Here is a 19,489-nt window from a genome sequence, read left to right as displayed (position 1 = left end):
TACCCTTCGAAACATGATTGACCAGGGGCTCGAGCGTCGCAGTGCCGCCGTAACCGAGATGCCGGACGAGCTACGCCACGATGTGCGTCTGCTCGGCAAACTGCTCGGCCAGGTCCTGGCCGAGCAGGGCGGCGAAGACCTGCTGGCCGACGTCGAACGTCTGCGCAAGGCCGTCATCGCCGCGCGCAAGGGTGAGATCTCGGCCGACGTGATCACCGAGATGGTCGCCGGATGGGAGATCGAGCGGGCCGTGGCGGTGGCCCGCGCGTTCACCTGCTACTTCCACCTGGCCAACCTGGCCGAGGAGCACTACCGCATCCGCACCTTGCGCGAGCGGGACGCCGAGGGCAGGGTGCAGCGAGAGTCGCTGGCACAGGCCGTACACGAGCTGGGCCACGAGCGGGTCGGCGAGCTGCTGGAGGGCCTGGAGCTGCATCCCGTGCTCACCGCGCACCCCACCGAGGCCCGCAGGCGCGCCGTCGTCACCGCCATCCAGCGCATCAGCGGCCAGCTCACCGAGTACAACACGCCGGGCCGCGGCGCGTCCGAGCGCGCCGAGAGCAAGCGGCGCATGCTGGAGGAGATCGACCTGCTGTGGCGCACCGCCCAGCTCCGCTCCACCAAGCTGGACCCCCTCGACGAGGTGCGCACCGCGATGGCCGCCTTCGACGAGACGCTGTTCCGCATGGTGCCGCAGGTCTACCGCTCGCTGGACGCCGCGCTCGACGAGCGCACCGGCACCCGGCCGCCGCTGGCCAGGCCCTTCATCCGGTACGGAAGCTGGATCGGCGGCGACCGTGACGGCAACCCGAACGTCACCTCCAAGGTCACCCGCGAGACCATCAAGATCCAGTCCGAGCACGTGCTGACGGCCCTGGAGACCGCCTGCTCGCGCATCGCCCGCACGCTCACCTCCTCCGCCCAGTTCGCGCCCTGCTCGCCCGAGCTGGAGTCGGCGCTGACGGAGGCCGTGCACGCCCACCCCGACGTCGTCTCCGAGCTGGCCACCCGCTCGCCGCGCGAGCCGCACCGGCAGTGGCTGCTGTTCGTGGCCGCGCGCATCGCCGCCACCCACCGCCGCCACCTCGACCTGGCCTACCGCTCGCCCGCCGAGCTCCTGGCCGACCTGCGGCTGGCGCAGGAGTCGCTGGCCGCCTCCGCGCCGCGCCAGGCGTACGGCGAGTTGCAGCACCTCATCTGGCAGGTCGAGACGTTCGGCTTCCACCTGGCCGAGCTGGAGGTGCGCCAGCACTCCCAGGTGCACGCGGCGGCCCTGGCCGAGCTGCGGGCCGGCGGCGAGCTGTCGGAGCGCACCGAGGAGGTCCTGGCCACGATCCGGGTGATCGGCTGGATCCAGGAGCGCTTCGGCGTCACCGCCTGCTCCCGCTACGTCGTCTCCTTCACCCGCTCGGCCGAGGACATCGCCGCCGTGTACGAGCTGGCCCGCTTCGCCCTCGGCGACCGCGCGCCCGTGCTCGACGTGGTGCCGCTGTTCGAGTCCGGCCAGGACCTGGCCAACTCGCCCGACGTGCTGACCGGCATGCTCGACATCCCCGAGGTCCAGCGGCGGCTGGCCGACACCGGCCGGCGCATGGAGATCATGCTCGGCTACTCCGACTCGGCCAAGGAGCTCGGCCCCGCCGCCGCCACGCTGCGGCTCTACGAGGCCCAGGAGGCGCTGACCGCCTGGGCCGCCGGACACGACGTGCGGCTGCGCATGTTCCACGGCCGCGGCGGCGCCCTCGGCCGGGGCGGCGGCCCGGCCAACCGCGCGGTGCTGGCCCAGGCCCCCGGCTCGGTCGCGGGCCGCTTCAAGGTCACCGAGCAGGGCGAGGTCATCTTCGCCCGCTACGGGCACATCGCCATCGCCCGCCGCCACCTGGAGCAGGTCGCCAACGCCGTCCTGCTGGCCTCCTCGCCCACCGTCGGCGCCCGCACCGCCACCGCCGCCGAACGCTTCCGCGGCCTGGCCGAGCGGGTCGCCACGGCCTCGGAGCGGGCCTACCGCGGCCTGACCGAGGCGCCCGGCTTCCCCGAGTGGTTCGGCCTGGTCAGCCCGCTGGAGGAGATCGGCTCCCTGCGCCTCGGCTCCCGCCCGGCCCGCCGCGGCCTGGGCGCCCCCCGCTCCCTCGACGACCTGCGCGCCATCCCCTGGGTGTTCGCCTGGGCCCAGACCCGGGTCAACCTGCCCGGCTGGTACGGCCTCGGCACCGGCCTGGCGGCCGTGGACTCCCTGGACGAGCTGCGGGCGGCGTACGCGGAGTGGCCGCTGTTCAACGTGATGCTGGACAACGCGGAGATGTCGCTGGCCAAGACCGACCGCTCGATCGCCGAGCGCTACCTGGCCCTCGGCGGCCGGGAGGACTTCACCCGGCAGGTGCTGGAGGAGTACGACCGGACCAGGGAGCTGGTGCTGCGGGTCACGGGCCACACGCGGCTGCTGGAGAACCGCAAGGTCCTCTCGCGCGCCGTCCAGCTCCGCGACCCGTACGTGGACGCCCTGTCCCACCTCCAGCTCCGCGCCCTGCGCGCCCTGCGCACGGAGACCCTGTCGGACCAGGAACGCGACCGCCTGTCCACCCTCCTCCTGCTGTCCGTCAACGGCGTCGCCGCCGGCCTCCAGAACACCGGCTGACCACCCCCGCGCGGGAGGCGCCCACCGGCCGCCTCCCGCGCGCTGACGTGATCAGCCGAGGGTGCTGAAGAAGGTGGTCATGTCGGTGGTGAGGGTTTCGGTGGCGGAGTGGGCCGTGTAGTGGCCGCGGGCCGGGGCCGGGAGGGTCTTCCAGGAGACGATGTTCGCGTGGTCCCGCTCGGCGAAGCGGCGGATCGAGGCGAAGTCGCCCTCGGCCATGGCCAGCGCGATCGGCACGGTCGTCGGCTCCTTGGGCTGCTCGGCCCGCGCGTTCTCCCAGTAGAGCCGCAGGGCCGAGCCCGCCGTGCCGGTGAACCAGTGGATCGCCGCGTTCAGCAGCACGAAGTCGTCGTCGAGGTCCTCGTCGAAGAGCTGGGCCAGCCAACCCACGAGCCCGGCGGGGGAGTCCATGATCGCGTGGGCGAGCGTCTGCGGCTGCTGGGCCTGAAGGATGTTGAAGGCGCCCTTCTCCTTCCAGAACCAGTCGAGCACGGCCAGCCCGGCCTGCTCCTCCTCGCTCAGGTCCGCGAACTCGGCCGGGTCGCCCGACGGGAACGAGAACAGCTGCGTGACGTGCACGCCCACGACGTGCTCCGGGTCGATCCTGCCCAGCTCGGGGGAGATCATCGAGCCGCCGTCGTTGCCGGCCGCGCCGTAGCGCTCGTAGCCGAGCCGGGCCATCAGCTCGGCCCACGCCCTGGCGATGCGCTGGTTGTTCCAGCCCAGCTCGCGCGTCGGGCCGGAGAAGCCGTAGCCGGGCAGGGACGGGATGACCAGGTGGAAGTGGCGCGAGAGGGGCTCGATGGCCCTGAGGTATTCGGCGATCGTGCCGGGCCAGCCGTGGGTGAGGATCAGCGCGAGCGCGTCCGGGTCGGCGGAGCGGACGTGAATGAAGTGGATGTTCTGGCCGTCGATCTCGGTGGTGAAGTGCGGGTACGCGTTCAGCCTCGCCTCCTGCGCCCGCCAGTCGAACCCGGCGCGCCAGCGGGAGACCAGGCGCTTGACCCGCTCGACGCTCACGCCCTGGTCGGCGCCGGGGATCTCGTCGGCGAAGCGGGTCAGCGCGAGGCGGGCCTGGAGGTCGTCGAGGTCGGCCTGCGGGATGTCGATGGCGAAGGGGGTGATGGCGGGGGCGGCGCTCATGCGGGAACTCCAGGATCTGTTCGGATCGGAACGCTTCGTTCTGTTCCAATAGTAGCAGAACGGAATGCTTCATTCCAATAGGAAACCGGGTCAGGCGGAGACGCGGTCCGCCCCCGCGTACACGTTGCAGCGCTCGCCGCGCAGGAAGCCCACCAGTGTCATCCCGAACTCCCTGGCCAGCTCCACCGCCAGCGACGACGGCGCCGACACCGCGCACACCACCGGCACGCCCGCCGCCAGCGCCTTCTGCATGATCTCGTAGCTGGCCCGGCCGCTGACCATCAGCACGTGCTCGGCCAGCGGCAGCCGCCCCGACAGGGCGGCCCAGCCGACCAGCTTGTCCACGGCGTTGTGGCGGCCCACGTCCTCGCGCGCCGCCACCAGGCGCCCGTCGGCCGAGAACAGCCCGGCGGCGTGCAGCCCGCCCGTCTTGCCGAAGACGCCCTGGGCCGCGCGGAGCGCGTCCGGCAGCGTGTAGAGCAGGTCGGGCGTCAGCTTGAGCAGCCCGCGCGGCACGGTCGCGCACCGCAGGCGCAGCGCCTCCAGGCCGGCCGAGCCGCACACGCCGCACGCGCTGGAGGTGACGAAGTGCCGCTCCAGCGCGGGCAGGTCGGGCACGGGGCCGCGCAGGCGCACCGTCACGGTGTTGTAGCGGGCCTCGGGCGGGAGGTCCTCGTCGGTGCAGTACGCGATCGACGCCACGTCCTGCGGCCCCGCCAGCCCCTCACCGGCCAGGAACCCGGCCGCCAGCTCGAAGTCGTGCCCCGGCGTGCGCATGGTGATGGCCACGGTCCTGCGCGTGCCGTCGGGCGCCGCGAGGCGGATCTCCAGCGGCTCCTCCGTGGCCAGGTCGTCACGCCGCTCCCGGGCCGCCGGGCCGGACAGCTCGGTGATCCGGACCCGGGTGGTCGGCCCGGGGCGGGTCTTCACAGCGCCTTCAGGGTGGCGACGGCGTTGTAGTCGGGGATGCGCGCGTCGGGGGAGCGCCGCGCCTGGTCCAGCAGGACGTTGCCCTCCGGCCAGTGGATCTGCAGGTTGCCCGGCATCAGCGGGGCGCGCAGCACCCGGCCCTGATAGGTGCGCTCGCCGGAGCGCAGCTCGACGCGGGCCCCGTCGGGCAGGCCGAGCCGGTCGGCGTCGTACGCGCTCATCAGCACCGCCTCCCTGAGTGCGCCGTTGAAGCCGTCGCGGCGCTCGTGAACCATGCTGTTGAACTGTTTGCCCCGTCTGGTGGCCACCATGAACGCCCCGTCGGGCCGCTCCAGCGCCGGCGGCTCGACGGCCGAGAACCTGCCCCGCCCGCCGGGCGTCTGGAAGGCGCCGCCGGCGAACAGGTGGCGCCCGCCGTACTGGACGTTGTCGCCGAATTTCGCCAGGCCCGCGATGCCCCGGTAGAAGGGCACCGCCCGCTCGATCTCGGCGCGGATCTGCGGCGTGCCAGAAAAGCGGACTTTTCCCGAAATTTCGGGACGAGTGTGGGCGGCCAGCTCGCCGAAGATCTTCCACTCCGGCCACGCCTCCCCGATCCGCGGCCCCTCCACCTCGGGCGAGAAGATGATCCGCCGCTCCGTGGAGGTCTCGGTCACCCCGCCGGCCATCTCGTAGCGCGTCTGGGCGGGCAGCAGCAGCACGTCGCCCGCCCCCGGCACCAGCATCTGCGACGACAGCACGATGTCGATGTGCACCCGCAGCCTCAGCCGCGACAGCGCCTCCCGGCAGTAGCCGGGGTCGGGCAGCACCTCCAGGAAGTTGCCGCCGGAGGAGATGAGCGCGTCCAGCTCGCCCGCGTGGGCGGCGTCGATCATGTCGGTCGCGGTCAGGCCGGGCGTGTCCGGCACCTCGAAGCCCCACATCCCGGTGAAGGTCGCGGCGTTCTCGGGGGTGATCGGCAGCCCGCCCGGCAGCCCGGTCGCGTACGCCCCCATCTCCGCCCCGCCCTGCACCCCGCTGTGCCCCCGGATCGGCATCAGCCCGCACTTGTCGCGCCCGAGGAAGCCGCGCGCCAGCGCCAGGTTCACGATCGCGCGCACGTTGTCCTCGCCGTAGCTGTGCTGCGTGATGCCCATCGACCACACCAGCACCGCCGACCTCGCCTCGGCGAGCAGCCTGGCCAGCCGGAGCATCTCCGCCCGCGAGGCCCCCGACAACGACTCCAGCCGCTCCCACGACTGCCCGGCCAGCGCGCGGCGCACGTCGTCGAAGCCCGTCGTGTGCTCGGCGACGAACGCGTCGTCCAGCCAGTCGTTCTCGATCAGGTGCTTCAGCACGCCGTTGAGGAAGCCGATGTCGCCGCCCACGTTCACGCCGAAGAACTCATCGGTGATCTTCGTGCCGAACACCGCGGACTCGGCGTTGGACGGCACCCAGTACCGTTCCATCCCCGGCTCGCGGTAGGCGTTGACCATGACCACCCGGGTGCCGGCCTTCTTGGCGTGGTAGAGGTACTTCATCGCGACCGGCTGGTTGTTCGACGGGTTCGAGCCGATGAACACGATGAGGTCGGAGCCGATCCAGTCGGCGTACGAGCAGGTCGTGGCCGCCGCCCCGATCGTCTCCTTGAGCGCCACCGTGGAGGGCGAGTGGCAGATGCGGGCGGCGTTGTCGACGTTGTTGGTGCCGAGCGCGCGCACCGCCTTCTGGGCGGCGTAGTAGTTCTCGTTGGGCACGCCGCGGCTGGTCAGATAGGCCCCCAGGCGGGCGCCGCGCAGCCCGCCGGCCGCCACGCGCAGCGCCTCGTCCCAGGAGAGGCGGGTGAAGCCGGGCTCGCCCGCGCGCCGCAGCATCGGGTACGGCAGCCGCCCCAGCTCCCGCAGCTCCGCGCTCTTCCTGCCCGCCAGCCCCGACACGTCGCGCAGCAGGGAGACGTCGAGGGCCGGCATGGTGTTCAGGGGCAGCAGCCGCAGCCTGATGTTGCACAGATGGATCTCGTCCATCGTCCAGTCGCGCATGCCGTGGGTGCCGAGCGCGCATCCGTCGCACGTGCCCTGGTTGAGGATCCGCCAGGCGTAACGCCGGTTTCCCTTGACCGACTTGAAGGCCTTCCACAGCTCAAGGTAGTTGTTCGGCTTGCGCAACCCGAGTCCGAAGGGCCGCCACGAGGCCCAGTTCCGGGGGTCCAGACGCTTGCTCATCCACCCATCTTGCCCCTTCGCCGGCGTGCGCCCGCCGCGCGGGGGCGGCGCTGCCGGAACGTGCCATCGGGGAAGATGGGGGGATGCCCCACTCCCGCTACTCCGACCTCGACCGCCCTCCGCTGTCCGAGGCGGCGCTCAACCGCGCCCTGGTCCACCCCGGCTCGTTGTGGACGGGCGTCACCGTCGTCGACAGCACCGGCTCCACCAACGCCGACCTGGCCAGGGCCGCCAAGGACGGCGCGCCGGAGGGCACGGTGCTGGTCGCGGAGGCGCAGCAGGCCGGCCGCGGGCGCCTGGGCCGCTCCTGGTCCGCCCCCGCCCGCTCCGGCCTGACCTTCTCGATCGTGCTGCGGCCCGCCGTGCCGGTCGCCGCCCAGGGCTGGCTCTCCCTCCTGTACGGCGTCGCCGCCGCCTCGGCCGTACGCCGCCTGGCCGAGGTCGAGGTGGGCCTGAAGTGGCCCAACGACCTGCTGATCGACGAGCGCAAGCTGGCCGGGGTGCTGGCCGAGCGCTCCGACGACGCCGTGGTCATCGGCATGGGCATGAACGTCACGCTCCGGCCCGAGGAGCTGCCCGTCGAGACGGCCACCTCGCTGGCCATCGAGAAGGCGGCCTGCCTCGACCGCGACCCGCTGCTGCGGGCCGTGCTCAGGGAGGTCGAGAGCCACTACCGCGACTGGACCGAGGCCGGGGGCGACGCGGACGCGTCCGGGCTGCGCGCGGCCTACCTCGCCGCCAGCGCCACCGTCGGGCGGCAGGTCAGGGTGGAGCTGCCCGGCGGCCGGGCGCTGACCGGCCGGGCCACCGGCGTGGACCACGCCGGGCACCTCCAGGTGGAGTCCGGCGGCGAGCGCCACACGCTGAGCGCGGGCGACGTCGTGCACGTCAGAGCGGTGAACTGACCGTTCGGGCGTCGGCGTAGCCGCGGGGCGGCGATGGTGGCACGATTTGGCCATGACCCTTCCCGACCATCATCTGACGCAGGGTGAGCGGCGCGTCCGGTCCTTCCACCCTCACTGGAAGCGGCTCATCGTCCCCTTCATCGCGCTGTTCCTCATCGCCGCGGCCTCGGGCGCGGCGCTGTACTTCATTCCCGGTGACTTCGCGTACGCCTCCTACGCCAGGATCGCGGTCGTCGTCATCGGGCTCGTCCTGCTGACGATCTGGTCGTTCGTGCCCTACCTGCAGTGGAAGAACACGGGCTACGTGCTCACCACGCACCGCTTCACGATCAGCACGGGCGTGCTCAACAAGTCGACCGACGAGATCCCGATCACCAAGGTCAACACGGTCAGCTCCGACCAGACCCTGGCCGAGCGGCTGCTCGGCTGCGGCACGCTGACGGTCGAGTCGGCGGGCGACCGGGGCGAGATCGTGCTGCGCGACATCCCGAGGATCCAGGACGTGCGCACCGACCTGTTCCGGCTCGTCGAGGACGCCTCCGACGGCGAGGCCGACGGCCGCTGATGGGAGTTACCGGGGCGCTGAAGTAGCCTCCTTCGGGTGAACGAAGCCCGTCCCGCCCGCCCGTCCGCCGAGGAGATCGAGCGGCTGCTGGTCGGCCTGCCGCCCCGCCACACCCGGGCCGAGGTCGCCGCGGAGAGCGGCGTGCCCCGCGAACTGTCCGGCCGCATCTGGCGCGCGCTCGGCTTCGCGCAGCGGGCCGAGGACGCCGTCGCGTTCACCGACGCCGACGTCGACGCGCTGCGCCGGGTGCGCAACATGCTCGACAGCGGCCTGCTCGACGAGGAGACCGTGATCCGCATGGCCCGCGCCCTGGGCCAGACCACGGCCAGGCTGGCGCAGTGGCAGGCCGAGATCATGATGGGCCGGCTGCTGCCTCGCGAGCCCGCCGAGATCGATCTGACGGCCGTGCTCGACATGGCGCGGCGGCTGATACCCGACTTCGAGCACGTGCTCATCCACGTCTGGCGGGCCCAGCTCGCCGCCGCGGGCACCCGGCTGCTGGCCATCGCCGACGTCAACGACGAGCTGGTGCCGACCAGGGTGCCGATGGCGGTGGGGTTCGCGGACCTGGTGTCGTTCACCCGGCGCAGCCGCGAGCTCGACGAGAAGGAGCTGGCCGAGCTGGTCGAGGGGTTCGAGTCGCGGGCCTCCGACGTGGTGGCCACGTACGGGGCGCGGCTGGTCAAGACGCTGGGCGACGAGGTGCTGTTCACCGCCGCGGAGCCGGAGCAGGCGGCGGCCGTCGCGCTCGACCTGGTGGCGGCCGAGGAGCTGCGCATCGGCATGGCGTACGGGCCCGTGGTGCCCATGATGGGCGACGTCTTCGGCACGACCGTCAACCTGGCCGCCCGGCTCACCGCCATCGCCCGGCCGGGCACGATCCTGGTGGACGAGGAGCTGGCCGGCGGGCTCGGCGGGCACGAGCTGCACAAGATCCGGCGCCGTCCGGCACGGGGTCTCGGCGTGGTGCAGCCCTATGTCTTGCGGAGATCATCCTCCTGACACAAGATGACTGGCATGCCGTACGAAGTGCAGGGCGTCATCGCCCGGGGCAAGGGCCAGGAAGTTTCGCTGGAGACGGTGCTCGTACCGGACCCGGGTCCGGGCGAGGCGGTGGTGAACGTGCAGGCCTGCGGGGTGTGCCACACCGACCTGCACTATCGGGAGGGCGGGATCAGCGACGACTACCCGTTCCTGCTGGGACACGAGGCCGCGGGCACGGTGGAGGCGGTCGGCGCGGGCGTCACCGAGGTCGCGCCCGGCGACTTCGTGATCCTCAACTGGCGCGCGGTGTGCGGCCAGTGCCGCGCCTGCCTGCGCGGCCGGCCGTGGTACTGCTTCAACACCCACAACGCCGCCCAGAAGATGACGCTCGAGGACGGCACCGAGCTGTCGCCCGCGCTGGGCATCGGCGCGTTCCTGGAGAAGACGCTGGTCGCGGCCGGGCAGTGCACGAAGGTCTCGGCCGAGGCGCCCGCGCAGGTCGCGGGCCTGCTGGGGTGCGGCGTGATGGCCGGCATCGGCGCGGCCGTCAACACCGGCCAGGTGACGCGCGGCGACAGCGTGGCGGTGATCGGCTGCGGCGGCGTCGGCGACGCGGCGATCCTGGGCGCCTCGCTGGCGGGCGCGGCGAAGGTCATCGCGGTCGACGTGGACGACCGCAAGCTGGAGTGGGCGCGCGGCTTCGGTGCCACCCACACGGTCAACTCGCGGGCCGCCGACCCGGTCGAGGCGATCCGCGACCTCACCGGCGGTCACGGCGCCGACGTGGTGATCGAGGCGGTGGGCCGGCCGGAGACGTACGAGCAGGCGTTCTACGCCCGCGACCTGGCCGGCACGGTGGTGCTGGTCGGCGTGCCGACCCCGGAGATGCGCATCGACCTGCCGCTGCTCGACGTGTTCGGCCGCGGCGGCGCGCTGAAGTCCTCCTGGTACGGCGACTGCCTGCCCAGCCGCGACTTCCCCATGCTGATCGACCTGTTCCTGCAGCACCGGCTGCCGCTCGACAGGTTCGTCTCCGAGACGATCGCGCTCGACCAGGTCGAGGAGGCGTTCGCGAAGATGCACCGCGGCGAGGTGCTGCGCTCGGTGGTGGTGCTGTGATCGACAGGGTCATCACCTCGGGCACGTTCTCGCTGGACGGCGGCACGTGGGACGTCGACAACAACGTCTGGCTCGTCGGCGACGCCCGCGAGGTCGTGGTCATCGACGCCGCCCACAGCGCCGCGGCGATCGCCGAGCGGGTGGGCGGCCGCACGGTCCGGGCCATCGTCTGCACCCACGCGCACAACGACCACATCAACGCCGCCAGGGAGCTGGCCGGGCTGACCGGCGCGCCGATCCGGCTGCACCCGGCCGACCAGGTGTTGTGGGAGCAGGTGTACGGGCCGGAGGTGACGTACGAACCGCTGGCCGACGGCGAGAAGCTGGCCGTCGGGGGCTGCGCCCTGCACATCCTGCACACGCCCGGCCACTCGCCCGGCGCGATCTGCGCCCACGCGCCCGAGCTGGGGGCGGTGTTCAGCGGTGACACGCTGTTCAAGGGCGGGCCGGGGGCGACGGGGCGCTCCTACAGCTCGTTCGAGACGATCATCGACTCGATCAGGGAGCGGCTGCTGACCCTGCCGCCGGAGACGGTCGTGCACACCGGCCACGGCGACTCCACCTCGATCGGCGCGGAGGCGCCGCACCTGGAGGAGTGGATCGCGCGGGGACACTGAGCGGAGCGCGGTGACACCGGGGAAGGTCTGGGGCAGGACGACACGCCCGGGCGCCGACAGGCGGGGATAGGGGAGTGTGACCCACCCAACGTAGGCAAGCCTTACCTCAGTGGGCTACTGTTAGGTGTGCCTAACCTCATGGGCGCCCCTCCTGCTTGAAAGGCCTGTCCCCGGATGTACGTGTGCATATGTCGTGCTGTGACCGAAAATGAGGTGCACGACTGCATCGCGGCCGGAGCGACGAGCGCCAAGCAGATCCGCGACACCACTGGTGCCGGTGGGGACTGTGCCCGTTGTGTGCGGAAGATCTGTGCGATCCTGAAACGGTCTGAAGAATTGACGACCGCATAGCCGGATAGCGACGAGGGGCCCGTTCATGCAGGGCGACAAGCAGATCATCGAGCTGCTCAACGAACAGCTGACCGCCGAGCTCACCGCGATCAACCAGTACTTCCTGCACGCCAAGATGCAGGAGAATTGGGGATACACCAAGCTCGCCGAGCACACCCGCTACGAGTCGATCGACGAGATGCGCCACGCCGAGCGCCTGACCGATCGCATCCTCTTCCTGGAGGGCCTGCCCAACTATCAGCGCCTGGGCACCCTGCACATCGGCCAGACCGTCGAGGAGCAGTTGCGCGCCGACCTTGAGGTGGAGATGTCGGTGGTGGAGCGGTTGCGCCCGGCGATCCAGCTCATGCGGGAGAAGGGCGACATCACCTCGGCCAACATCTTCGAGGACATCCTGAAGGACGAGGAAGAGCACATCGACTACCTGGAGACGGAGCTGGGGCTGATCCGCAGCCTCGGGGAGCAGCTCTACCTGGCCCGCTACGCCGAGCCGCCGTCTTCCGACGACTGACCTCGTTCCATCCGTCCATCTTCGCCGACGCGGGGGGCCACCGGCCTCCCGCGTCGGCCGTTTCCGGGGCCCGTCGAGGAACACGGCGGGCCCTCGGGATCGGAACGGTCAGGAGCGGGCGGGCGGGCCCGATCGGCGGCACTGGAAGGCGTCGAGCGACGGTCGCAGCCGGCGGTCGCGAGAGCGGGCGGGTGGTGCGGCACCCGGCCGGGCATGATCATCCGATGAATTCTCGCCGGAAAACGGCGGTGCTTTAATCACGACCTACCGTATTTTCACGGTGTTTGCCCAGGTCAATGGATAGGTCAACGACGAGTCAAACCGCGCGCTGTGCCCGGGAAACGATCGCCTAAGGTCCTACGATCGCTTCATGACCTGCGTACTTCTCGCCGAGGATGACACCTCGATTTCCGAGCCACTCGCGCGCGCCCTGCGCCGCGAGGGCTATCAGGTCGAGGTGAGTCCCGATGGCCCGCAGGCCCTGGAGAGGGCCCTGTCGGGCGGCATCGACCTGATTGTTCTTGACCTTGGCCTGCCAGAGATGGACGGTCTGGAGGTCGCCCGCCGGATCCGGGCGGAGGGCCACGGCACTCCCGTCCTGATTCTGACCGCACGCGTAGATGAGGTGGACACCGTCGTCGGCCTCGACGCGGGCGCCGACGACTACGTGACGAAACCGTTCCGCCTCGCCGAGTTGCTGGCCAGAGTGCGCGCCCTGCTGCGCCGCGGCACCTCGGAGACGCCGGTCGTGCAGGGGGTGCGCATCGACGCCGACTCCCGGCGCGCCTGGATGGGGGAGAAGGAGCTGCACCTGACCACCAAGGAGTTCGACCTGCTGCGCGTCCTGGTCCGCGACGCCGGCAAGGTCGTCACCCGCGAGCAGATCATGCGCGAGGTGTGGGACACGAACTGGTGGGGTTCGACCAAGACGCTCGACATGCACATCTCATGGCTGCGACGCAAGCTGGGCGACGACGCGGCCAAGCCGCGCTACATCACGACGGTCCGGGGGGTCGGCTTCCGGTTCGAGCGCGAGTAGATGCGCCGCCGACTGCTCTCCTCCACCCTGGTCGTCGCGGTCATCGCGGTCCTGCTGCTGGGGGTCCCCCTGGGCGTCGTCGTCAGCCGCCTGATCGTCGATGAGGCGGCCCAGGAGCTCGGGGCGGAGGCCAAGCGTCTCGTGGGAGAGGTGGAGTACGCCCGCGTCCAGGAGACGCCGCTCGACCCCCAGCAACTGGAGCAGAAGTACCCGGGCCGGTTCATCCAGATCTGGGAGCGCGGAACCCCCCTCAACGTGACCGTCGTCGGCGAACCCCCGGCGTCGGGTCACCTGATGACCGAGGACGCGCAGACCAACACCGGTGTCTACGTACGGATCAGCCGCGACCGCGACCAGGTCGAGCAGGACGTACGAGCCCGCCTGCTGCTCATCGTGGCCCTGGCCATCGCCGCGCTGGCGGTGGCCGTGAGCCTGGCCGTCGTGCAGTCCCGCCGCCTGACGCTGCCCCTGCAGGACCTGGCGAAGATCGCCGAACGGCTGGGCTCGGGGGACGCGCGCCCGAGCAAGCACCGCTACGGCATCCCCGAGCTGGACCGCGTGGCCCAGGTCCTCGACCGCAGCGCCACCCGCATCTCCGACCTGCTCACCCGCGAGCGCGAGTTCGCCACCGACGCCTCCCACCAGCTCCGCACCCCGCTCACCGGGCTCACCATGCGCCTGGAGGAGATCGTCGCGTCCTCCCACGAGCCGGAGGTCGTGCGCGAGGAGGGCGAGGCGGCGATCGTCCAGGCCGAGCGGCTCACCGCCGTGATCGACGAGCTGCTGGCGGCGGCCCGCCGCCAGCGGCACGCCCAGGCCGAGCCGGTCGCGATCGACGAGGTGCTCGTCCAGCAGGTCACCGAGTGGGACCCGGTCTTCCGCGAGGCGGGCCGGGAGCTGCGGCTCGAAGGCTCGCGCGGCCTGAAGGCGATGGCCACCACCGGCGGCTTCGGCCAGGTCATCGCCTCGCTGCTGGAGAACTCCCTGCGCCACGGCGGCGGCGCCGTCACCGTCACCACCACCTGCGGCGACAGCTACGTGGTCATCGAGGTGGCCGACGAGGGCCCCGGCATCGCCGACGAGATCGCCCCCAAGATCTTCGAGCGGAACGTCAGCGGCGGCGGCGGCACCGGGCTCGGGCTGACGCTGGCCCGCGCGCTGGCCGCGGCCGACGGCGGCAGGCTGGAGCTGGTGCGGCGCAGACCGGCGACCTTCGCCATCTTCCTGCGGCCGGCGGAGGACGACAGCAGGAACCGGGTGGTCAGCGGTCCTGCCTGACGCCGCCCTCGGGCAGCTCGACCGGGATCGGCTCGGTGGCCTCCAGGAACACCCACCGCTTGTACGACCAGTAGCGGAACAACGTGCCGAGCCCCACGCCCACGATGTTGGCGATGTTGAAGCTGAGCGTGTCGTGCAGGCCGAGCGTGTAGGTGGTGAAGCCGATCGTCAACATGCCGAACAGCAGTGCGATGCCGTTGAGCAGGAAGAACAGGAAGTATTCGCGGCCCAGGCCGCTCTGCTCGCGGTGCCGGAAGGTCCAGAACCGGTTGCCGAGGTAGGCGAAGGTGGTGGAGATCGTCGTCGCCACGACCTTGGAGGTCAGCGGCCCCAGGTCGAACACGACGTTGCAGAGGTTGAGCAGGCTCGTGTCGATGACGAAGGCGACCGCCCCGATGCTCCCGAACTTGGCCAGCTCGTGCACAAGGGAGGAGAACCGCTGGTAGAGGCGCTTGGTGAAGTTCACGTCTCTGCTCGGTCCCTTCCTTCGTCGAGCTTGACGCCCCCAGCGTACCGGCCAGGTCGGAGCAGGGGTGTCGGACGGGTGAACAAAACCCCCACAAAGAACAACTCTCGAAAAATGGCCTTAAGTGGGGTATAAGCGGGCCGGCGGCGCCACGCCGCCCGCCGCTGCCGTCGCATCGCACGCCGGACCGCACACCGCTGCACGCCGGATCGGGTGCCGGGCGCGCCCCGGGCCGGGCGCGGGCCGGGTGCCGTGGCGTGCGGGGTCGCGTCGGGGGAAGTCGGTCCGTCCCGGTAAGCTCACCTGGCGTGAGTTCTTACAGCCCCATCGGTCCGGTCGTCGGCATCGTCGGCGCCGGTCAGCTCGCCAGGATGTCGCAGCCGGCCGCCATCGCGCTCGGCATCGAGCTGCGGGTGCTCGCCAACGACCCCGCGGAGAGCGCGGCCAGGGTCATCGTCGACACGCGCGTCGGGGACTATCGCGACCTCGGTGACCTCCGGGAGTTCGCCAAGGGCTGCGCCGTGATCACGTTCGACCACGAGCACGTGCCCACCGAGCACATCCGGTCCCTGGCCGCCAACGGCTACGTGGTGCACCCTGGCGCCGACGCGCTCGTACACGCCCAGGACAAGGCCGTCATGCGCGAGCGGCTGACCGCGATCGGCGCGCCCTGCCCCGCCTGGGCCCGCGTGTCGTCCCTCGCCGACCTCGCGCGCTTCGCCGACGAGCACGGCTGGCCGGTGGTGCTGAAGGCGGTGCGCGGCGGCTACGACGGGCGCGGCGTGTGGGTGTGCCGGGCGCCGGAAGACGCGGCCGAGGTGCTCGCGTCCGGGCTGGAGCTCATGGTGGAGGCGTTCGTGCCGTTCGAGCGGGAGCTGGCGGTGCTGGTCGCCCGCTCGCCGCACGGGCAGGGCGTGAGCTACCCCGTCGTGGAGACCGTGCAGCAGGACGGCATCTGCGTCGAGGTGATCGCCCCCGCGCCCGGCCTCGACCAGGAGGAGTCCGCGCAGGCCCAGCGCATCGCCCTGAAGATCGCCAACGAGCTGGGGGTGACCGGGCTGCTGGCGGTGGAGATGTTCCAGACCGCGCAGGGGCTCGTGGTCAACGAGCTGGCCATGCGCCCCCACAACAGCGGCCACTGGACGATCGAGGGCGCCACCACCTCGCAGTTCGAGCAGCACCTGCGGGCCGTCCTGGACCTGCCGCTGGGCTCGCCCAGGATGACCGCCCAGCACGTGGTCATGGCCAACCTGCTCGGCGGCGACGAGCCCGACCTGTTCAAGCGCTACGAGCACGTGATGGCCCACGACCCCGGCATCAAGCTGCACTTCTACGGCAAGGAAGTGCGCCCCGGCCGTAAGATCGGCCACGTGACGGCCATGGGCTCCAACCTCGACGAGGTCCGCGCCCGCGCCCGTCACGCCGCCGTCTACCTCACCACGGGGGAGTACACGTGAAAGAGCGCCGCCCGATCTCCGCGCTGCCGATCCGGCCGGACGCCGGCCGGCGGCTTGGAGCCGTCGTGACCATGACCGGGGAGGCGTCGTGACCGTCGGGATCGTCATGGGCAGCGACTCCGACTGGCCGGTCATGAAGGCCGCCGCGGAGGCGGTCGCCGAGTTCGGGGTGCCGTTCGAGGCCGACGTCGTGTCGGCGCACCGCATGCCGGACGAGATGATCGAATACGGCCGGCAGGCGGCCTCCCGCGGCGTCAAGGTGATCATCGCCGGCGCCGGCGGGGCCGCGCACCTGCCCGGGATGCTGGCCTCCGTCACACCGCTGCCGGTGATCGGGGTGCCGGTGCCGCTGAAATACCTCGACGGGATGGACTCCCTGCTGTCGATCGTCCAGATGCCGGCCGGGGTGCCGGTCGCCACGGTCGCGGTCGGCGGGGCGCGCAACGCGGGGCTGCTGGCCGTGCGCATCCTGGCCACCGCCGACGACGGGCTGCGGGAGCGGATGGAGGAGTTCCAGGCGCGGCTGAAGGCGCAGGCGTACGCCAAGGGCGAGAAGCTCCGCGCCGAGGCCGCCGAGCTCTGACGGCTGCTGACGCCTTCCGGCCGCCTCCGTGACCTGCGTCCGGGGGCGGCCGTGAGGTCTTACGGGGTCAGGGGCGGCCGAGGGCGCGGTAGTGCCAGCCCGCCGAGCGCCACATCCCGGCGTTGAGCGCGTTGCGCCCGTCCACGATCCGCCGGGCGGCCACCACCGCCCCCAGCTCCACCGGGTCGAGCTGCACGAACTCCTGCCACTCGGTGAGCAGCAGCACCACGTGGGCTCCCCGAACCGCCTCGACGGCCGACTCGCCGTAGTTCAGCTCGGGATGGGCCTTGCGGGCGTTGTCGAGGGCGATGGGGTCGTAGACGGTGACCTGCCCGCCCTGGTGCCCGATCGTGACGGCGACGGCGAGCGCGGGGGAGTCGCGGATGTCGTCGGAGTTCGGCTTGAACGCCGCCCCCAGCACGCCCACGGTGCAGCCGTGGAAGGAGCCGCCGGCCAGCTCTCTGGCCAGGTCGACCATGCGGGCCCGGCGCCGCATGTTGATGGCGTCCACCTCGCGCAGGAACGTCAGCGCCTGGTCGGCCCCCAGCTCGCCGGCCCGGGCCATGAACGCCCGGATGTCCTTGGGCAGGCAGCCGCCGCCGAACCCGAGGCCGGCGTTGAGGTAACGGCCGCCGATGCGGTCGTCGTACGACAGGGCCTCCGACAGCAGCCCGACGTCGGCGTGGGCGGCCTCGCAGACCTCGGCCATGGCGTTGATGAAGGAGATCTTGGTGGCCAGGAACGCGTTGGCGGCCGTCTTGACCAGCTCGGCGGTGGCGAAGTCGGTCACCACGATCGGCACCTCGCCGAGCGGTTCGTACACCTCGCGCAGCCTCTTCTCCGCCCGCTCGCTGCGCACGCCCAGCACGATGCGGTCGGGGTGCAGGGTGTCCTCGACGGCGAAGCCCTCCCGCAGGAACTCGGGGTTCCAGGCCAGCTCGGCCTGGCTGCCGGCCGGGGCGAGGCGGGCCAGCTTGTCCGCCAGCCGCTCGGCCGTGCCGACCGGGACGGTGGACTTGCCCACGACGAGGCACTCGCGATCGAGGAGCGGGGCGAGGAACTCGACGGCGTTGTCGAGGTAGGTGGTGTCCGCGGCGTACTCGCCGCGTTTCTGCGGCGTGCCCACGCAGACGAAGTGCACGTCGCCGAAGGCGGCGACCTCCTCGTAGGAGGTGGTGAAGCGGAGCCGGCCGGACTCCAGACCGCGGCGGAGCACGGGTTCGAGGCCGGGTTCGTGGATCGGGAGCTCGCCGGAGTTGAGCCGGCGGATCTTGTCAGCGTCGACATCCAGGCCCAGGACCTCGTACCCGAGATCCGCCATGCACGCCGCATGAGTGATCCCGAGGTAGCCGGTCCCGATCACCGTGACGCGATATGGCACGAGTGAGCTCCTTTCGATCGCGCAGGCATGCTACCGGCCCCCGCTACCTCCTACGTGCCACCTGCATCTCCGCGCAAACCGTACCGGCTGGTAACAAGATGGTCGGACGTCCTAGTATCTGAGGCATGAGCTTCCCTCTGTACGCGCCCGCCGAAGAGCACGACATGCTCAGGGAGACGGTCCGCGCCCTGGCCGACGAGAAGATCGCACCGCACGCCGCCGAGATCGACGAGACCGAGGAGTTCTCCTGGGACGTCTACAAGGCGCTCGTCGCGGCGGACCTGCACGCCGTGCACGTGCCCGAGCAGTACGGCGGCGCCGGGGCCGACGCGCTGGCCACGGTCATCGTCATCGAGGAGGTGGCCCGCGCCTGCGCGTCGTCCTCCCTCATCCCCGCCGTCAACAAGCTCGGCACCGTCCCGCTGCTGCTCTCCGCCTCCGAGGAGCTCAAGTCCCGCTACCTGGCGCCGGTGGCGCGGGGGGAGGCGATGTTCTCGTACGCGCTGTCGGAGCCGGAGGCGGGCTCGGACGCGGCGGCCATGAAGACGCGCGCGGTCGCCGACGGGGACTCGTACGTGCTCAACGGCACCAAGATGTGGATCACCAACGCCGGCGTCTCCGAGTACTACACTCTGATGGCCGTGACCGACCCGTCGGCCGGCGCGCGGGGCATCTCGGCGTTCGTCGTGGAGAAGTCGGACGAAGGCGTCTCCTTCGGGCCGAAGGAGAAGAAGCTCGGCATCAAGGGCTCGCCCACCCGCCAGGTCATCCTGGACAACGTACGCATCCCCGCCGACCGCATGGTCGGCGCCCCCGGCACCGGCTTCAAGACGGCCCTGGCCACCCTCGACCACACCCGCATCACCATCGCCGCCCAGGCCCTGGGCATCGCGCAGGGGGCACTGGACTTCGCGATCGGCTACGTGAAGGAACGCAAGCAGTTCGGCCGCCCGATCGCCGACTTCCAGGGCCTGCAGTTCATGATCGCCGACATGTCGATGAAGCTGGAGGCGGCGCGGCAGCTCACGTACCACGCGGCGGCGAAGTCGGAGCGCGCGATGGCGGGCGAGCCCCAGAAGGACCTGACCTTCCTGTCCAGCGCCGCCAAGTGCGCCGCCTCGGACGCCGCCATGGAGATCACCACGGACGCGGTGCAGCTGCTGGGCGGGTACGGCTACACAAAGGACTTCCCGGTCGAACGCATGATGCGCGACGCCAAGATCACCCAGATCTACGAGGGCACCAACCAGATCCAGCGCATGGTCATGGCCAGGCAGCTCCTCAAGTAGGAGCCCGATGGGGTTCGGGGGCTAACTGCGTGGTC

Annotated in this window: 18 protein-coding genes; 13 read left to right on the top strand and 5 right to left on the bottom strand. The window is 71.4% G+C overall.

Annotated features, from left to right (window positions below):
* The first annotated feature begins 58 nt into the window (after positions 1 to 58).
* Complete coding sequence (locus IO39_RS12715) at positions 59 to 2,635, top strand: phosphoenolpyruvate carboxylase (protein WP_245641938.1); 2,577 nt, start codon at positions 59 to 61, stop codon at positions 2,633 to 2,635.
* A gap of 51 nt (positions 2,636 to 2,686) precedes the next feature.
* On the opposite strand, the gene IO39_RS12710 is transcribed toward IO39_RS12715, so the two are convergent.
* The 3 genes from IO39_RS12710 to IO39_RS12700 all read right to left on the bottom strand — a co-directional run bounded on the left by IO39_RS12710 (position 2,687) and on the right by IO39_RS12700 (position 6,909).
* Entirely contained in the window at positions 2,687 to 3,778 is a 1,092-nt protein-coding gene (locus tag IO39_RS12710) for an epoxide hydrolase family protein (protein ID WP_043620845.1), read from the bottom strand.
* Positions 3,779 to 3,868: 90 nt separating this feature from the next.
* Complete coding sequence (gene fdhD, locus IO39_RS12705; RefSeq protein WP_043620842.1) at positions 3,869 to 4,708, bottom strand: formate dehydrogenase accessory sulfurtransferase FdhD; 840 nt, start codon at positions 4,706 to 4,708, stop codon at positions 3,869 to 3,871.
* Positions 4,705 to 6,909, bottom strand: coding sequence for an FdhF/YdeP family oxidoreductase (locus tag IO39_RS12700; RefSeq protein ID WP_043620840.1), 2,205 nt, complete (start codon positions 6,907 to 6,909; stop codon positions 4,705 to 4,707). Before IO39_RS12700 ends, fdhD begins: the two co-directional genes overlap by 4 nt.
* An 83-nt stretch (positions 6,910 to 6,992) precedes the next feature.
* On the opposite strand from IO39_RS12700, the gene IO39_RS12695 reads away from it, so the two are divergent.
* The 9 genes from IO39_RS12695 (at position 6,993) to IO39_RS12660 (ending at position 14,278) form a co-directional block, all read left to right on the top strand.
* On the top strand, positions 6,993 to 7,814 hold the full coding sequence (locus IO39_RS12695; RefSeq protein ID WP_043620837.1) for a biotin--[acetyl-CoA-carboxylase] ligase: 822 nt from the start codon (positions 6,993 to 6,995) through the stop codon (positions 7,812 to 7,814).
* Positions 7,815 to 7,866: 52 nt separating this feature from the next.
* Positions 7,867 to 8,379, top strand: coding sequence for a PH domain-containing protein (locus IO39_RS12690; RefSeq protein ID WP_043620834.1), 513 nt, complete (start codon positions 7,867 to 7,869; stop codon positions 8,377 to 8,379).
* A gap of 36 nt (positions 8,380 to 8,415) precedes the next feature.
* Positions 8,416 to 9,381 (top strand): adenylate/guanylate cyclase domain-containing protein, encoded by a 966-nt coding sequence (locus tag IO39_RS12685; RefSeq protein ID WP_043620831.1) that lies wholly within the window; start codon positions 8,416 to 8,418, stop codon positions 9,379 to 9,381.
* Between the two features lie 15 nt (positions 9,382 to 9,396).
* Complete coding sequence (locus IO39_RS12680; protein ID WP_043620828.1) at positions 9,397 to 10,482, top strand: S-(hydroxymethyl)mycothiol dehydrogenase; 1,086 nt, start codon at positions 9,397 to 9,399, stop codon at positions 10,480 to 10,482.
* Positions 10,479 to 11,099, top strand: a complete 621-nt coding sequence (locus IO39_RS12675) for an MBL fold metallo-hydrolase (protein WP_043620825.1) — start codon at positions 10,479 to 10,481, stop codon at positions 11,097 to 11,099. The genes IO39_RS12680 and IO39_RS12675 overlap by 4 nt, the downstream gene beginning before the upstream one ends.
* A gap of 174 nt (positions 11,100 to 11,273) precedes the next feature.
* Positions 11,274 to 11,450, top strand: a complete 177-nt coding sequence (locus tag IO39_RS52520; RefSeq protein ID WP_084772747.1) for a (2Fe-2S)-binding protein — start codon at positions 11,274 to 11,276, stop codon at positions 11,448 to 11,450.
* 25 nt (positions 11,451 to 11,475) lie between these two features.
* Positions 11,476 to 11,961: a bacterioferritin gene (gene bfr, locus IO39_RS12670; protein WP_043620822.1), complete on the top strand. Its 486-nt coding sequence runs from the start codon at positions 11,476 to 11,478 to the stop codon at positions 11,959 to 11,961.
* 370 nt (positions 11,962 to 12,331) lie between these two features.
* Complete coding sequence (locus tag IO39_RS12665; protein WP_043620820.1) at positions 12,332 to 13,000, top strand: response regulator transcription factor; 669 nt, start codon at positions 12,332 to 12,334, stop codon at positions 12,998 to 13,000.
* Entirely contained in the window at positions 13,001 to 14,278 is a 1,278-nt protein-coding gene (locus tag IO39_RS12660) for an ATP-binding protein (protein ID WP_043620814.1), read from the top strand.
* On the opposite strand, the gene IO39_RS12655 is transcribed toward IO39_RS12660, so the two are convergent.
* Positions 14,262 to 14,744, bottom strand: coding sequence for a GtrA family protein (locus IO39_RS12655; protein WP_043620811.1), 483 nt, complete (start codon positions 14,742 to 14,744; stop codon positions 14,262 to 14,264). The two genes, IO39_RS12660 and IO39_RS12655, sit on opposite strands and share 17 nt — an antisense overlap.
* A gap of 308 nt (positions 14,745 to 15,052) precedes the next feature.
* Between IO39_RS12655 and IO39_RS12650 the strand changes: the two genes are divergently transcribed.
* Entirely contained in the window at positions 15,053 to 16,201 is a 1,149-nt protein-coding gene (locus tag IO39_RS12650) for a 5-(carboxyamino)imidazole ribonucleotide synthase (protein ID WP_043620810.1), read from the top strand.
* A gap of 106 nt (positions 16,202 to 16,307) precedes the next feature.
* The gene (gene purE / locus IO39_RS12645; protein WP_052422835.1) at positions 16,308 to 16,784 is read left to right on the top strand and encodes a 5-(carboxyamino)imidazole ribonucleotide mutase; all 477 of its coding nucleotides are present in this window, start codon (positions 16,308 to 16,310) and stop codon (positions 16,782 to 16,784) included.
* Between the two features lie 67 nt (positions 16,785 to 16,851).
* Here the strand turns inward: purE and IO39_RS12640 are convergent, their stop codons facing one another.
* Positions 16,852 to 18,165 carry a UDP-glucose dehydrogenase family protein gene (locus IO39_RS12640; protein WP_043620805.1) on the bottom strand — a complete coding sequence of 438 codons (1,314 nt, stop codon included), beginning with the start codon at positions 18,163 to 18,165 and terminating at the stop codon, positions 16,852 to 16,854.
* A 125-nt stretch (positions 18,166 to 18,290) separates the two neighbouring features.
* Between IO39_RS12640 and IO39_RS12635 the strand changes: the two genes are divergently transcribed.
* Positions 18,291 to 19,454: an acyl-CoA dehydrogenase family protein gene (locus IO39_RS12635; protein ID WP_043620802.1), complete on the top strand. Its 1,164-nt coding sequence runs from the start codon at positions 18,291 to 18,293 to the stop codon at positions 19,452 to 19,454.
* Positions 19,455 to 19,489 lie beyond the last annotated feature (35 nt).

Source organism: Nonomuraea candida (genome assembly GCF_000725485.1).
Taxonomy (GTDB): Bacteria; Actinomycetota; Actinomycetes; order Streptosporangiales; family Streptosporangiaceae; genus Nonomuraea; species Nonomuraea candida.
The sequence above is the reverse complement of the archived record's forward strand: the minus strand, read 5'-3'. Positions and strand labels throughout refer to the sequence as shown.

Bases quoted from the DNA above. Each gene is read 5' to 3' on its own strand.
- IO39_RS12635 (WP_043620802.1), top strand. From the start codon at position 18,291: ATGAGCTTCCCTCTGTACGCGCCCGCCGAAGAGCACGACATGCTCAGG.
- purE (WP_052422835.1), top strand. From the start codon at position 16,308: ATGGGCAGCGACTCCGACTGGCCGGTCATGAAGGCCGCCGCGGAGGCG.
- IO39_RS12665 (WP_043620820.1), top strand. From the start codon at position 12,332: ATGACCTGCGTACTTCTCGCCGAGGATGACACCTCGATTTCCGAGCCA.
- IO39_RS12710 (WP_043620845.1), bottom strand. From the start codon at position 3,778: ATGAGCGCCGCCCCCGCCATCACCCCCTTCGCCATCGACATCCCGCAG.
- IO39_RS12660 (WP_043620814.1), top strand. From the start codon at position 13,001: ATGCGCCGCCGACTGCTCTCCTCCACCCTGGTCGTCGCGGTCATCGCG.
- IO39_RS12700 (WP_043620840.1), bottom strand. From the start codon at position 6,909: ATGAGCAAGCGTCTGGACCCCCGGAACTGGGCCTCGTGGCGGCCCTTC.
- IO39_RS12680 (WP_043620828.1), top strand. From the start codon at position 9,397: ATGCCGTACGAAGTGCAGGGCGTCATCGCCCGGGGCAAGGGCCAGGAA.
- bfr (WP_043620822.1), top strand. From the start codon at position 11,476: ATGCAGGGCGACAAGCAGATCATCGAGCTGCTCAACGAACAGCTGACC.
- IO39_RS12715 (WP_245641938.1), top strand. From the start codon at position 59: ATGCCGGACGAGCTACGCCACGATGTGCGTCTGCTCGGCAAACTGCTC.
- IO39_RS12690 (WP_043620834.1), top strand. From the start codon at position 7,867: ATGACCCTTCCCGACCATCATCTGACGCAGGGTGAGCGGCGCGTCCGG.
- IO39_RS12695 (WP_043620837.1), top strand. From the start codon at position 6,993: ATGCCCCACTCCCGCTACTCCGACCTCGACCGCCCTCCGCTGTCCGAG.
- IO39_RS52520 (WP_084772747.1), top strand. From the start codon at position 11,274: ATGTACGTGTGCATATGTCGTGCTGTGACCGAAAATGAGGTGCACGAC.